General features: G+C 33.5%; 14 protein-coding genes and 1 pseudogene. 10 read left to right on the top strand and 5 right to left on the bottom strand.

The genetic code is table 11. The annotated features are described in order from the left end of the window. Positions 1–27: 27 nt before the first annotated feature. From ACM595_RS10520 to ACM595_RS10510, 3 genes are all read left to right on the top strand, one after another. On the top strand, positions 28–693 hold the full coding sequence (locus tag ACM595_RS10520; RefSeq protein WP_002484268.1) for a hypothetical protein: 666 nt from the start codon (positions 28–30) through the stop codon (positions 691–693). Between the two features lie 121 nt (positions 694–814). Beyond that, the gene (locus tag ACM595_RS10515) at positions 815–1852 is read left to right on the top strand and encodes a hypothetical protein (RefSeq protein WP_194379077.1); all 1038 of its coding nucleotides are present in this window, start codon (positions 815–817) and stop codon (positions 1850–1852) included. A gap of 264 nt (positions 1853–2116) precedes the next feature. Next, positions 2117–3496 carry an L-cystine transporter gene (locus ACM595_RS10510; protein ID WP_037539132.1) on the top strand — a complete coding sequence of 460 codons (1380 nt, stop codon included), beginning with the start codon at positions 2117–2119 and terminating at the stop codon, positions 3494–3496. A gap of 174 nt (positions 3497–3670) precedes the next feature. On the opposite strand, the gene ACM595_RS10505 is transcribed toward ACM595_RS10510, so the two are convergent. Next, positions 3671–4246 (bottom strand): hypothetical protein, encoded by a 576-nt coding sequence (locus tag ACM595_RS10505; protein WP_002484271.1) that lies wholly within the window; start codon positions 4244–4246, stop codon positions 3671–3673. 86 nt (positions 4247–4332) lie between these two features. Next, entirely contained in the window at positions 4333–5088 is a 756-nt protein-coding gene (nfsA, locus tag ACM595_RS10500; RefSeq protein ID WP_145437621.1) for an oxygen-insensitive NADPH nitroreductase, read from the bottom strand. A 403-nt stretch (positions 5089–5491) separates the two neighbouring features. On the opposite strand from nfsA, the gene ACM595_RS10495 reads away from it, so the two are divergent. From ACM595_RS10495 to ACM595_RS10475, 5 genes and pseudogenes are all read left to right on the top strand, one after another. Continuing rightward, positions 5492–5845 (top strand): helix-turn-helix domain-containing protein, encoded by a 354-nt coding sequence (locus ACM595_RS10495; protein ID WP_047505283.1) that lies wholly within the window; start codon positions 5492–5494, stop codon positions 5843–5845. A 460-nt stretch (positions 5846–6305) separates the two neighbouring features. After that, positions 6306–6875: an alkyl hydroperoxide reductase subunit C gene (gene ahpC / locus ACM595_RS10490; RefSeq protein WP_002484274.1), complete on the top strand. Its 570-nt coding sequence runs from the start codon at positions 6306–6308 to the stop codon at positions 6873–6875. Between the two features lie 16 nt (positions 6876–6891). After that, positions 6892–8416, top strand: a pseudogene (gene ahpF / locus ACM595_RS10485) (alkyl hydroperoxide reductase subunit F). A gap of 605 nt (positions 8417–9021) precedes the next feature. Beyond that, the gene (locus tag ACM595_RS10480) at positions 9022–9642 is read left to right on the top strand and encodes an NDxxF motif lipoprotein (protein ID WP_041079844.1); all 621 of its coding nucleotides are present in this window, start codon (positions 9022–9024) and stop codon (positions 9640–9642) included. Between the two features lie 310 nt (positions 9643–9952). Beyond that, positions 9953–10168 carry a hypothetical protein gene (locus ACM595_RS10475; protein ID WP_011303933.1) on the top strand — a complete coding sequence of 72 codons (216 nt, stop codon included), beginning with the start codon at positions 9953–9955 and terminating at the stop codon, positions 10166–10168. Between the two features lie 43 nt (positions 10169–10211). Here the strand turns inward: ACM595_RS10475 and ACM595_RS10470 are convergent, their stop codons facing one another. Then, positions 10212–10790 (bottom strand): histidine phosphatase family protein, encoded by a 579-nt coding sequence (locus tag ACM595_RS10470; RefSeq protein ID WP_069838260.1) that lies wholly within the window; start codon positions 10788–10790, stop codon positions 10212–10214. Between the two features lie 139 nt (positions 10791–10929). On the opposite strand from ACM595_RS10470, the gene ACM595_RS10465 reads away from it, so the two are divergent. Together ACM595_RS10465 and ACM595_RS10460 are read left to right on the top strand one after the other, a co-directional pair. Further along, positions 10930–11295 carry a DUF4870 domain-containing protein gene (locus ACM595_RS10465; protein ID WP_041079842.1) on the top strand — a complete coding sequence of 122 codons (366 nt, stop codon included), beginning with the start codon at positions 10930–10932 and terminating at the stop codon, positions 11293–11295. A gap of 103 nt (positions 11296–11398) precedes the next feature. Further along, positions 11399–11731 carry a DUF4889 domain-containing protein gene (locus ACM595_RS10460; protein ID WP_041079841.1) on the top strand — a complete coding sequence of 111 codons (333 nt, stop codon included), beginning with the start codon at positions 11399–11401 and terminating at the stop codon, positions 11729–11731. A gap of 366 nt (positions 11732–12097) precedes the next feature. On the opposite strand, the gene ACM595_RS10455 is transcribed toward ACM595_RS10460, so the two are convergent. Beyond that, the gene (locus tag ACM595_RS10455) at positions 12098–13429 is read right to left on the bottom strand and encodes a PepSY domain-containing protein (protein ID WP_326006005.1); all 1332 of its coding nucleotides are present in this window, start codon (positions 13427–13429) and stop codon (positions 12098–12100) included. A 210-nt stretch (positions 13430–13639) separates the two neighbouring features. Further along, complete coding sequence (locus tag ACM595_RS10450; protein WP_115347576.1) at positions 13640–14266, bottom strand: LysE family translocator; 627 nt, start codon at positions 14264–14266, stop codon at positions 13640–13642. Positions 14267–14389 lie beyond the last annotated feature (123 nt).

Here is a 14389-nt window from a genome sequence, read left to right as displayed (position 1 = left end):
TGAACGCAATAATTTGGGGGTGTACCTATGGAGTTTAAGACAATAACATCAATCGATGATCCGTTATTTAAATCCGCATTGAAGTTATATGATGCTAAATTTGATATCGGTCTATCTGAAGACGAACAAATTTTTAAACAGTCCTTAAGAAACGAACGTACAAAAGATGATTATATCTTTTTAGTAGGCATTGAATCAGATGAAGTAGTGAGTTTAGCCACAGCGCATTATGAAGCTACGACAAATTCATCTTTTTTAATTTATTTAATTGCTAAAGATAAACCCGAGCATGATGAAATTATAACAAAAACGCTTGAACGTATTCAAAAAGAAATAAACACTCTGTCGAATCAACTGCATGCACATGATGTCAATTTCATTATGTTGGAAGTGCCTAAAGAACCCGAAGACATTTCTGAAGATGTAGTTCAAATCATGGATAACAGACGCCAATTTTTATATGAACATGGTTTTGAAAAACAATATGAAATTGATTATTTAGCCCCTAATATCCAAGATTATGCGAGCGGCGAAGCTATGGATTTATTTATAAAGTCAAATATTGAATTAACAAAAGATATCTATGGACCAAGCGTGAAATCAAATTATATTCTCAAGTATGTTTTTGCAAACAGAATTTCTCGAAGTGTTATTTATCCGCTACTTGAACAAATGGAATTACGCAAACGATAGTTATCACCACTTGAAATCACTATTAAAACAGTTTAAACTAGCATAGAGGTAAGACTGACGTTTCACTGACCGAAGACAAACGTCGGTATACATAAATTAATTAATGAAAGGACTTATTTCTATGTTAACCAAAGAATTTGCACAACGCGTGGAGCTAAGTGAAAAACAAGTCCGTAAAATCGTTCAGCATTTAGAAGAACGCGGTTACCAACTTAGTAAAACAGAATACCGTGGCCGTGAAGCTACAGATTTCCAAGAAGAGGATATCGAACTATTCCAAGATATCGCCGATAAAGTTAAACAAACAAATAGTTATGATTTAGCTTTTGAAGAATTAGAAAAAGAAAAAGACTTCTTACAAGTATTAGTCAAAGATGACGGTAATCATTTACCTACAGATCAAAATGTTTCTAAACTTGTTGAAGATTTACGTTCGGAAATTCAAAAAATGCGTGATGAACGTCATATGCTTGGTCAAATGATTAACCAAGTACATCAACAACAACAGGAATTACACGAAATGCAGAACCAAATCACTACAAAATTAGACGCAAATACAGAATCTCTAAAAGCGATTCAAACGTCAACAGATGAAATCAAAACGACACAGAGCGTTATCCAAGATTCTCAAAAAGAACAATCTGAGTTAGCTAAATCAAATGTTGAAACTGAACATGTTAGCACTGCTAATACAACAACGAATAACAGCGACGCGCTAACAGAACATTCAACTGAGAGTGCGAGCAATGACGAAAAATCTGATGATAAAGTTACTTCTACAACTTCTGAAACTGTAGCTGATACAACTGATGCAACTGTTTCTAACCCAACTGATAAATCATCTGCGCAAGTTGCGACTGAAGAATCTGAAATCACTCAAATCAGCGAACAACCAACTGAAACGACAACAGCTGATACAGATGCTTCAACATCAGCTACTGAAAAAGAAATGGCTTCTGCTGAACAAGTCAAAGCAGATGACAAAACAGATGAAACTTCTACATCATCTACTGATAATTCATCTATTAATGAAGAAATAACGAAACCGAACACACAAACGCAGCCAACTGAAGATACACATGCGCAGTCTTCATCAGTTGCAAATGACACACCAAAAGAAGAACGTAAAGGTTTCTTCGCACGCCTATTCAATCTATAAACTATTTTAATAAATGGTGCTAATTAACTATCAAACTAAACGAATTCTAGATCACAGAAATGTGATTTAGGATTCGTTTTTTTATTTCATTTTCTAAACGGTGAAATCATCGTTTTGCTACCTTTAAATTATCAGAAAATAAAGTCATTTAAAATTCATGAATTTCTTGAGTCATAGACTTGAATATTATTGAAATTGCTAATATCCTTAGTATACGTATCGGATTTCAAAAAATTATTATTAAGAAAGTGTAGGTCTTTTTTTATGTTATTAACTATTCTTAACATTATTATTTTTGTGGCCTTCCTCGTTGGATTATATGTAATGGCTAAAAGACATGTTTCATTTCCTAAACGTGTATTCTCTGCCTTAGGGTTAGGGATTGTTTTTGGTGTCGTTATTCATTTAATTTACGGCGTGGATTCACAAGTAACTAAACAGTCCATGGATTGGTTTAGCATCGTTGGTGATGGCTACATTGCATTATTACAAATGATTGTAATGCCACTTATTTTCATTTCAATCGTTTCAGCATTTACTAAAATTAAAATTGGGGACAAATTCGCTAAGATCGGAATTTATATTTTTATTTTCTTAATTGGTACCGTTGCTATTGCAGCAATCATTGGTATTATTTCAGCACTCGTATTCGGACTAGATGCTTCATCTATTGACTTAGGCAGTGCCGAAAGTTCAAGAGGTAGCGAAATCGCAAGCCAAGCTAAAGATATGGCTGCTAATACGTTACCACAACAAATCTTAGAATTATTACCAAGTAATCCATTCTTAGATTTCACTGGTCAACGTACAACGTCAACAATTGCGGTCGTTATTTTCGCAGCGTTTATCGGTTTTGCATTTTTACGTGTTATGCGTAAACAACCTGAAAGTGGACACTTACTTAAACGTGGTATCGATGCATTATATAATTTAGTAATGGCAATCGTGACATTTGTTTTACGTTTAACACCTTATGGTATTTTAGCAATTATGACATCTACCATTGCGACAAGTGATTTTGGTGCTATTTGGACATTAGGTAAGTTCGTGATTGCATCTTACGCAGCACTCATTGTTATGTATATCATTCACCTAATCATTGTTTCAGGTTTAGGTCTCAACCCTGTCACATTTGTTAAGAAAACTGGCGAAGTGCTTATGTTCGCCTTCACTTCTCGTTCAAGTGCAGGATCATTACCACTGAATGTGCAAACTCAGAAGAACCGTTTAGGTGTCCCTGATGGTATCGCTAACTTCTCTGCTTCATTCGGTTTATCAATCGGTCAAAATGGTTGTGCGGGTATTTACCCAGCAATGCTTGCTGTTATGGTAGCGCCAGCAGCTGGTGTAGAAGTTAACTTACAATTTATATTATCTGTCATCGGTGTCGTTATTATCAGTTCATTTGGTGTCGCTGGTGTAGGTGGCGGTGCAACATTTGCATCCATTATTGTATTATCTACATTAAACTTACCAGTCGCACTTGCAGGTGTCTTAATCTCTGTTGAACCATTAATTGATATGGGTCGTACAGCATTGAATGTTAATGACTCTATGCTTGCAGGTACAGGTACAGCAAAATTAACAAACAACCTAGACAAAGACACTTATAACGACAATGAATATGCCGAGATTACAAACTAATATATTTGAATTAATCACTAAATCCGAGTAGCAAGTTTAGTCATAATTCAAGTAAATGGAAAAAGGTTGGAACACATACTGCTCGTTTCACTGTCTCACAAGAGAGAGTTGAACGTTGTGTTCCAACCTTTTTTATATTTTTATCAACCGCTTATTTAATATCACTAATTACATCTAATACTCTGGTTTAAAAGGTCCCCACGTGATTTTATGTTTTCCATCGAGCGACAGTGTATCGATTGATTTTGACACATCATCAAACCACTTTAGAAATGCAGGTGCTTTCTCTAATTGTGCTTCTATACTGTCTTCGGTAATGTCGTGAAGATACCACGCTTTACTTTCAAATTCATATTGAACTTGAGAATACGCGAGTCTCGTCATATCCACACTATTATATATACAGTTTATTTGTTTAACCATATTAGGCGCCTGAGTAACGATACTATTTGAAATGACCTTTTTGTGCGCTTCATTATCTAAATCATTCCACATTCTTAACTGTCCATTCATTTGGAAGAATATATCAATCGTAGGGTCTTTTTCATCAAAGGAGATCAAGATGAAGATGCGTTCTGCCGTATAATCTACTGAATTAATAACACCGACAATTAATTTTTGAGCCATCTTTTCCCAATAGTGTTGGGCTTCATCGGGCGTGAGTTTACTATTTGATGAATAAATATAGTTTTCATTTTTATTCTGAGACTCCGAAGCATCTGGTTTTTTTCTAAAAATCTTATCAAACATATTCAACTTGATCCCCCCCTTTCGAGTTATCTCAGGATATTAAAAATATTGAAATTATTATAAGTAAATCTTAGTTTTTCAATGAATTATTTTTTAATAAATCCTGATTTATTCAGTTGTTCTAACATATCTAGTCGTTGCTTCGCGCTCATAAAGTTAGCAACTTGATTAGACCATGATTCAGTACGTTCGCCATTTGTACGTGAACTATAATAGTCACTCACTGTTTGATCATATGCTTTTAATGCTTCACGTTGGCTATCTTTATCACTATCATATTTATTAGCATGAAATACATGTTCAAATGGCAATCTTGGTTTAGGGCTACCATTTTCATCATCTTCTGGAATACCTAATGCCATACCAAAAAGTGGGAAAGTATGTTTAGGTAATTCTAAAATTTCTCTTACTCTTTCCACATCGTTTCTTAATGATCCTAAATACACCATGCCATAGCCCATATCTTCAGCTGTCGCTGCAATATTTTGAGCTACTAATGTCGCATCAATAGTGCCTACAAGTAATCCTTCAGCAGATTCAAATGATGTTTGCATATCATGTTTAGATTCCTCATTGATAATGGAATGTCTATAATAATCCATTACAAAAACAAATAAATAGCCATTTTCAACAACATAAGGTTGCCCAGATACTTCTTTCAACTCTTGCTTAATTTCTGGATCATTGATACCAATAATTGAATAGGCTTGTAAATAACTTGAAGTTGATGCACTTTGACCAGCTTCTACCAGTTGTTTTATATGGGCTTCTGATATTGGTTCCTTTTTAAATTTTCTAACTGAATGATGATTCTTCAATAAGTTGTATACATGCTCAGACAATGTTAACCGCTCCTCTTTACATAAAGTTACTCATAGCATAACAAAACAGCGACTGCTTTGTTTACATTATGTTTACCCATTTTCATTACTATTAAAAGACTTAGAGGTAAATAACTTACTTATTGCAATACAGATTAATCGTATCATTATAAAAAAATCGCACCATGCATGGTTTATTAATAGTTAAATTATTTTATATCACGGTACAAATCCAATTAATGGGTATAATATAATTAAAATCATTCAATCAATAATTGCGATATGTTATACATAATTTTTCTATATTTTTTTATAAAATACTTTCAAATCACAGATGCACCTTTAGGTTGCTTTAAAATATATGATTTAGTGCGTGACGCATTAAAGGCTCTATATTAAATTATTCGTAAAGGGAGTGATTATTATGGAAATCGGATCAAAAATAAAAGAAAAACGCGAACAAAAACACTGGTCTCAAGACGAACTTGCAGAGATATTGAATATTTCAAGGCAAAGTATTTCAAAATGGGAATTAAACAAAGTTTATCCAAGTATTGATATGCTCATTAAAATGAGTGATTTGTTTGATATCTCTTTAGACGAACTAATCAAAGGCGACAAACAGTTTAAAAAAACAATCATTGAAACATATCAAGATCCTGTATCGTATCATCATCAAAAAAGAGGCATGAATGGTTGGGAATTTTTAGCTGGACACTGGTGGCTATTCTTCCCGATCGCAGGCATGATTTGGTGGATGTTGCGTTCTTTTATTTAACAAATTGAATAACACCGCTCAGGACAGTCTGCTATCCGTCTAAACAATGAAATCATTGATTGTTATATAGCTTATAAAATATGAACAGACCATAAGCACGTAAATATTCATCTATATGAATTTAATCAGCACCCAATAATAATATACTTTTTTTAAATAGCCTTTCTTCTCATTTTCATGTTTTAGTTGAGAATTTAAAGGCTATTTATTATTTATACAGCGTTATTTTATAAAGTATAACGCTTGATTTTAATGTAAAAATACATTTTGATTGTATACTGAAACACAGAGTCAAAGTGGTTTTTTTAAGCGTTTTCTCAAAATTCTTCTGTGTTGACGAATAATGAGGGAAATGCAATAATAGAATACGAAGATTAGAATTATTATAATTAAGAAACAGAAAAATCTACCCTTACTTAATTCTAATTGAAAATACATTATTAAATAGGAGGATATTTTTATGTCATTAATAAATAAAGAAATTTTACCATTTACAGCTAACGCATACGATCCACAAAAGGATGAATTCTTCGAAGTTTCAGATGAAAACTTAAAAGGTTCATGGAGTGTTGTTTGCTTCTACCCAGCAGACTTTTCATTCGTATGCCCTACTGAATTAGAAGACTTACAAGGTCAATATGATAAATTACAAGAATTAGGTGTCAACGTATATTCTGTATCAACAGATACACACTTCGTACACAAAGCTTGGCATGATCATTCAGATGCAATTAGTAAAATTCAATACACTATGATTGGTGACCCTTCTCAAACAATCACACGCAATTTTGATGTATTAGATGAAGAACTAGGACTTGCACAACGTGGTACGTTTATCGTAGATCCAGATGGCGTTGTACAAGCAGCAGAAGTTAACGCTGACGGTATCGGCCGTGATGCTAGCACATTAGTACACAAAATCAAAGCAGCACAATATGTACGTCAACACCCAGGCGAAGTTTGCCCAGCAAAATGGGAAGAAGGTTCAGAAACATTACAACCTGGTCTTGACTTAGTAGGTAAAATCTAAGGAGGCATTGATTTAAATGCTAAATGATCAGCTTAAATCACAATTACAACAATTACTTCAATTGATGGAAGGCGACGTAGTTCTAAAAGCGAGCCTTGGTTCAGATGATAAATCTAAAGAACTGAAAGAACTTTTAGATGAAGTATCTGCCGCGTCCGATCACATTACTATAGAAGCATCTGACTTGAAACGTACACCAAGCTTTTCAGTAGATAAACCTAATGAAACATCAGGCATTACTTTTGCTGGTTTACCAATGGGTCATGAATTTAATTCTCTAGTTCTTGCTTTGTTACAAGTAAGTGGTCGTCCACCAAAAGAAGAACAAGCCATTATAGATCAAATTAAAGCAATCGATCGTCCACTACATTTTGAAACGTATATTAGCTTAACGTGTCAAAAATGTCCCGACGTAGTTCAAGCATTAAACTTGATGAGTTTATTAAATCCAAATATTTCTCATACAATGATAGATGGCTCTATTTTCAGAGAAGAATCTGAAAATATTATGGCAGTACCCGCTATTTTCTTAGATGGCGAAGAATTTGGTAATGGACGCATGACGATCCAAGATATTTTAGCAAATCTTGGTAGTCAAGCAGACCCAGCTGAATTTAACGATAAAGCACCATACGACGTATTAATTGTCGGTGGTGGTCCTGCAAGTGGTAGCGCTGCAGTCTACACTGCACGTAAAGGTTTACGTACTGGTATCGTCGCAGACCGTATCGGTGGTCAAGTTAACGATACAGCTACCATTGAGAACTTTGTCACTGTTAAAGAAACAGATGGGCCTAAATTCTCATCTGCATTAGAAGATCATATTAAACAATATGATGTCGATGTCATGACAGGTATTCGTGCCAGTGATATTGAAAAAACGGATGACGGTATTGTCGTAACATTAGATAATGGTGCTCAATTGACGAGTAAGACGGTTATTATTTCAACAGGTGCGCGTTGGCGTAAACTAGAAGTCCCAGGTGAAGAAGCATTAATCAATAAAGGTGTTGCATTCTGTCCACACTGTGACGGCCCGTTATTTGAAAATAAAAATGTCGCTGTTATAGGTGGCGGAAATTCAGGCGTCGAAGCTGCAATCGACTTAGCTGGCATCGTTGAACATGTTACATTACTTGAACGTAACGCAAACCTTAAAGCAGACAATATTTTACAGGAACGTTTAAACAGTCTACCTAATGTAACAGTTATTAAAAATGCTCAAACAACCGAAGTACTTGGAGACGATGCAGTGACTGGTATTAAATATCAGGATAAGGCACAAGGCGAGGAACATACGCTAGAATTAGAAGGTATTCTTTGTACAAATTGGATTACTACCTAATACAGAGTGGTTAAACAATTATGTAGAACTAAATGATGCCAAAGAAATTAAAGTAGACCGCACGAATGCGACAAGTATCCCAGGTATATTTGCGGCAGGCGATGTCACTGATGATCGCAATAAACAAATTATTATTTCAATGGGCGCAGGTGCTAATGCAGCATTAAATGCTTTTGATTATATTATCAGACATTAGTAATACCCATTATCGTCACTGAAAATTAAAAATTTGAGATATAAATCCCCCCATTCTCAAAATAAGAGGAGTCTGAGACATAAATAGATGTTTCAGGCTCCTCTTTATATTTAAAATCTCACTATTTAGACCGTCCATATTTGCCTAAAATCTGGTTCAAATCTATAGTCTCTCACTCATACTATTTCCCCACGGCATCAGCAAATTACAAAGTCACTACAATATATGAATACCCAAAAATTAACACTCTTTCACATAAGGAAATAACTGTCATCTCATTGTAAAACGAATCACCGTGTCAACTAGAGGTATTCATCTCCCATATGCTTTTTCACATCATATAGCTTATTTGATTATTAATTGAAATACAGCACATATCTAAGTAACATTTTATTATGAAAATCTAATGAATATTTTTAAAATTACTAAGTTCATCTCTTTTCTTTTATATTTTGTTCAAAAGATTGTGCGTTTTATTATTTAATACATCATTCAAATAAATAGCACTACATGATACGCTTAAGTTATAATTTTTAAGAACGTGTTTATACATTCATTAGTTTGTTATATACGTATGATTATTTTTAAAGGAGCAGTTTTTATTTATGAAAAAAAGTATATTACTCTCATTGGTCTTAGTGCTAACTGTGATACTCGCAGCATGTTCAAATGATGAATCCGATGATGACAAAGGTTATAGTGGAAAAAACGCACCTAAAAATGTTAAAACAATTACTGAACAAGACATCTTTAATTCAGACAAAAGTGGCGAAACACTAAGCGAAGCAGAAGCTAATAAAGCAATTAAAAAATATCTAGATGTGAACTCAGATATTATAGACAATAAGTATCTAATCCAATACCAATTAGATAAGCAAACAGGTACAGATACAAAGATTACCGATAAACAAGCAAAACGTTTATCCGAACTATCACATAACTCAGTTAAAAATGATGTGCGTTTCAAAAAGTTCGTAAAAAACAACAAATTCCCAGATGGGTATGAAGAAAACCTCGATCGAATCGTTAATTACTTTACAGCCTTAAATAGCACAATCAAAAATGCTGACGAAGACATTGAGCAATTAGATTACCAGCCACAAAACAAACTTAATGTTGCAGATGTACCAACAAAATATGCTGGAGATGTTAACGGGAAACAACAAGATAAAATCAAAAAATTCTTAAAAGATAAAGGTATTAAATCTGACGCCGTCGACAAATAAGTGACAAACTTATAGTTTAGATATGTTTTCCAACTCTGTCGCTACTTATGTATTTACAAAATATTCGGTTAAGTTACAAAGAGATTACATGTCACCTTTTCATATTTATAAAGGGCTCAAGCCTATTTATATCCATATTAACCATGGTCTATGACTTATTTCTGTAAAAAACCTTACTTAATTGTAAGGTTTTTTAATATGATATCCCTTTTTTTCACAAAGTAACATTTGTTATGCTTATTTATAAGTTAAAGAACAAATGAATCGAAGCTCAGCCACTCAAGTAATAATTTTAAGGAGGAACACCTTTATGATATTAACAATTTTAATAGGTGCCATGGCTGCTATCTTCATAGCTTTTAATCTCTTTGAGAAGAAAGAAAAATATGGCGTTGTTTCTTATAAAACAATCGCACTTAGTGTAACTTACGTCATACTTGCCGTAATTGTCGGAAGTTTTTTAGACAATTTCAACACGCTATTCCAAGGATTTCATGATAGCTTAACAGCGGCTAAAAGATATTAACCTGAACCGACGATGTCGTAGTTCAGGTTTTTTATGTTAATGGCTATTTTTCTAGTTCATAAGGTACACAGTTTTCAATTTTTCTATCAATCACTGTAGCTTCCGAATCATATCCTAAATATACGAAGCAACAACGTATAACAACTTGATGTGCTACGATAGCAATGGAATCGAGTGAATCATCAATTTCATTTTCAAAAAATTGTTTAACACGTTCCATAACATCTGCATAACTTTCTCCCTCTGGCGCCTTTTGCGTAAAACTGTGACGAAATTCAAGATAATTTTGATCTTCAAAATAGCGCGTATAAGATGGATTTTGTTCCACCGCTTCAACCATTTTACCTTCGAAAATACCAAGCGAACGCTCTCTTAACAAAGGGGTCACGCTTGCCGGAATCGATTTATCAAATATCGCATTATAAGTTTGACGTGTCCGTAATAAATCAGAAATATAAATATGATCTATTGCTTTTTTGTCAAAATAGCTCTGTAATAATTGAGCTGACCATGTGCCTCTCTCAGTAAGTGGTACATCTAATTGTCCACAGAAATAATTTTTCCCTTGTTTCTTATCATAATTTGATTGTGACTCACCATGTCTTACCAAATATATTTTCATATTAACCATCCTCTCTTTTTGTATGCATATGCGCATGATTACCATAATCAATTGAATTAACTAACAATACTGTCATGTTAAGCTTTTACTCTATATTTTTTGAAACTACCTTGTTAGTATACTAAATGAGGTGATACAAATGAATGACAGAGTTATACAAAACAGTACACAAGGAGAACGCGTTCTCGCAGCACTGAGTTATTTTAGTATCTTTTTTGCACCAATCATATTACCTATTTTTATATGGATTTTTGCTGATAGACCTACTTCTAGCCACGCAGCTAAATCGTTAGCTTATCATATTATAACGTATATTGGACCGATACTTTTAATTCTCAGCATTGGATTTGGTGGCGTCTTAATCAATAATAGTTCTACCATTACCAGTGTGATAATGATTACAGTGGCAATTATTTTATTCGTCATAACCGTTTGGTATACGATCAAAAATATTTATCGTGGTGTCAGAGTATTGATCTCTGAACACGCTTATTTCCATCCCTAAACTGAATAGCAATTTATTTTTTGACAAAATTAGCAACATTTTAAAAGGTTATATACGAATTTACTTTAATCCTTTATGCTTAACATAAAAGGAGACAGAGTATATGAATAAAAAATTAACAATTTCTATCATTAGTATTTTAGTCATTATTGGTGTCGTCTTCACCATCTTTATGATTACATCGAGTCAAAAGAGCACATATTATGGCTATATGTCAGATAGTACAACTGCTGAAAAAGTAGTCAGTGAAAAAGATGGTCTCGTGACTAAAAACGTTAAAATAGACAATAAAAATGACGATTTCAAACCTAAAAAAGGTGACTTTGTTAAATTAGTTTCTAAAGATGACGGCAAAACATTCTATAAACAAGAAGTTGTAAAACACGACGATATTCCACATGGTTTAATGATGAAAATACATGAAATGGAAATGTAATCTATACATTTAATGTGATTACTACACAAAAAGCAGGGAGGCTCATTGAGACCTTCCTGCTTTTTGAATGTAGACAAATTCTGCGCAAGTATATGCGCGGAGTTTATCTATTTTAATTATTAGTCTTATTTTTAATACAGAATGAGAGTGGGGCAGAAATCAAATTTTCTAATAGAGTTCTCGTAGGCTCACCTATGCAATCAAGTCAATATTTTATTGACAGTGATTTATGTCGACTCCTGTGGGAATAGCACTAGCCAAAGACTACAGGCTAAGGCAGTGCCGCGGAAAGTGTGCATAAAAAAACTGCCAACAAAGTCGGAGACTTTGTCGACAGTCTGAAAGCAGTAAAATTCCGTTCGTACACTATTGATTCTTTTTATCCTTAAAATAAAGCAATAGCTCTATTAAGAAAACGATAATAAGAGAAAAACCAAATAATGGCATCAATATCCCTAATATAACCAGTATGATAACCAATGGAATAGACATTGGCTTTTTAACTCTTTTTGGTATTTTAATTTGCGTTGCTTTCATTTTCTTAATCCAAGATGTTAGACCCAGTCCTACCGCAGCAAGTAATGCGATACATACAAGCAAGTTAATCACTTTATTGGCAATACCGAACAAATGACCTTCATGCAGAGGAATACCCCATGTAAACCATTTACCAATTATGCCGTACTCTTGATATTTCACCTTACCTAAATCTTTACCATTATATTGATCTATATATAACGTCTGTTCATCGTAAGGCGACACGTCTAAGCCTGTCACACCTGTATTACTACCTTTCGAAACTGTAAATGCCGCTTCTTCACTCGTTGGATAAACAATTGAAAATGGCTTCGTAATGCCATCTTTTTGTGCTTCTGCAACAACTTTATCAATCGAAATTTGTTTTTCAATGTCTGTTTTAGGCATTTCACCACTACCATGATGCGCAGATCCGCTCTCAGACTCTGGTTGCTTATTTTTACGTGTTGCCCAAGGTATTTCATTCACATCTGATTTAGGTGGATTAACTGCCAATTCTGACTGTCCCAACTCTCCAGAATTATCCATAACACTCGCAATTTTAGCCCCCATAAATCCAGACCATGGCAAGCCAGTCAATACAAGCACAAACACCGGTATGGCAATGATAATCCCAAGTGTAGCATGCCATTTTTGGAATCTTAATCGCTTACTTTTATTTGTAATTAATTTTTTCTTAATTAACATATACGTTCCAGACAATATCATGAAAATAGTCCAACACGCTGTCAGTTCTACCAAGTAATTAATAAAAGTATTTTCAGTAAATAATGAGCTATGTATATTTCGTACAACGTTCGCATACGTATGTTTTGCATTTTGATCAGCAACAATTTGATTATTTTGATCTAGAAAAACATAACGTTGGTTCCCTGCCATATCATCTAATGTAATTCTACTATTATAAGGCTCTTCTAAAATACTAACTTTACTTATGTAAAAACCATCAAATTTATCTTCTACTTGATCAACTGCCTGATTAAGTGATTGATGTTCTTTTACAGGACTATCACCGAAAAATTCTGTCTTATAAATATTATTTTCTACTTCTTGGAAAAACAGAAACCCAATGCCCGAAATTGTTAACGTAATCAGTAGCGGCGTAATAAATAACGCTGCATAGAAATGAAGCCTCTGTAATGGATTAAATATATTTTTCAAAAGTTTATTCCCCCTCTCTTTTAATATTATAAATAACTAACAAGATTATTATGGAGATAAATTGTGAATATTTCAAAAGAGTTTTACAAACAATTATCTACAATTTAAATTATTTTGTTTATTTATGACTATGGTAACTTGTAATTTAAAATGGGATAAAATAAAACGTCCAACACATCAAGTAATGTCTCAGCCGTTAATACATGCTATTTAACTACTTTTACTCAATAGCAGATTAAGTGATAAGCCAATCAATATTGCGCCAACCCTATAATCAAAAATTGCTTTTATTTTTCTATTCGTAAACAATAGCTTAATATATTGAAAAATATAAACACAGAAAATAAACCAGAGCAAAATAACTGTGGTCACAATTGCAGTTAATATAGCAATTTGAGATGTAACAGCTTCACCAGTACTTAAAAATTGCGGCAATATACTGATATAATAAAGTAATGCTTTGGGATTTAAAATCGTACTAAAAAAACCTTGTCTATATGAACTTAAATAAGTAATACGCTGTGCTTTCATCTGAGATGTTGAAAAGTTCATACTTTGTCTTGCACTGATGATACTTCTAATTCCTAGATATATAAGATATATAGCACCTAAAATCTTAATTGTCACAAAGACATAATACATATTAGCCAGTATAAAAATAATACCGAACACAGCTAACAATGAATAAACTACATGAGCTGACGTAATACCTAAGGCTGCCATAGCGCCATTACCTTTTCCTGAGGTAATCGAATTTTTCATTACGACAAAGAAATCCGGCCCCGGAACAATAATAATCATTAATGTTATGATAATAAATGCTGCCAAACCTTCCATAGACTACATCCCACCTTTGTACTTCATGGTATCAGTTACCAAATATCCCCGCAATATCGTAATTAACAGTTTTTTATTTTAACTCATATGATTTGAGGAAAAATGAATGCTTATGTGACAATA

It is taken from the genome of Staphylococcus sp. LKG3-1 (genome assembly GCF_048568385.1).
GTDB lineage: Bacteria > Bacillota > Bacilli > Staphylococcales > Staphylococcaceae > Staphylococcus > Staphylococcus saprophyticus.
This window is presented reverse-complemented; position numbering and strand designations above follow the sequence as displayed.

Coding starts and splice junctions, on each gene's coding strand:
- ACM595_RS10505 (WP_002484271.1), bottom strand. CDS start 4,246: ATGTTTGATAAGATTTTTAGAAAAAAACCAGATGCTTCGGAGTCTCAG.
- ahpC (WP_002484274.1), top strand. CDS start 6,306: ATGTCATTAATAAATAAAGAAATTTTACCATTTACAGCTAACGCATAC.
- ACM595_RS10515 (WP_194379077.1), top strand. CDS start 815: ATGTTAACCAAAGAATTTGCACAACGCGTGGAGCTAAGTGAAAAACAA.
- ACM595_RS10470 (WP_069838260.1), bottom strand. CDS start 10,790: ATGAAAATATATTTGGTAAGACATGGTGAGTCACAATCAAATTATGAT.
- ACM595_RS10480 (WP_041079844.1), top strand. CDS start 9,022: ATGAAAAAAAGTATATTACTCTCATTGGTCTTAGTGCTAACTGTGATA.
- ACM595_RS10465 (WP_041079842.1), top strand. CDS start 10,930: ATGAATGACAGAGTTATACAAAACAGTACACAAGGAGAACGCGTTCTC.
- ACM595_RS10520 (WP_002484268.1), top strand. CDS start 28: ATGGAGTTTAAGACAATAACATCAATCGATGATCCGTTATTTAAATCC.
- ACM595_RS10510 (WP_037539132.1), top strand. CDS start 2,117: ATGTTATTAACTATTCTTAACATTATTATTTTTGTGGCCTTCCTCGTT.
- ACM595_RS10475 (WP_011303933.1), top strand. CDS start 9,953: ATGATATTAACAATTTTAATAGGTGCCATGGCTGCTATCTTCATAGCT.
- ACM595_RS10450 (WP_115347576.1), bottom strand. CDS start 14,266: ATGGAAGGTTTGGCAGCATTTATTATCATAACATTAATGATTATTATT.
- ACM595_RS10460 (WP_041079841.1), top strand. CDS start 11,399: ATGAATAAAAAATTAACAATTTCTATCATTAGTATTTTAGTCATTATT.
- ACM595_RS10495 (WP_047505283.1), top strand. CDS start 5,492: ATGGAAATCGGATCAAAAATAAAAGAAAAACGCGAACAAAAACACTGG.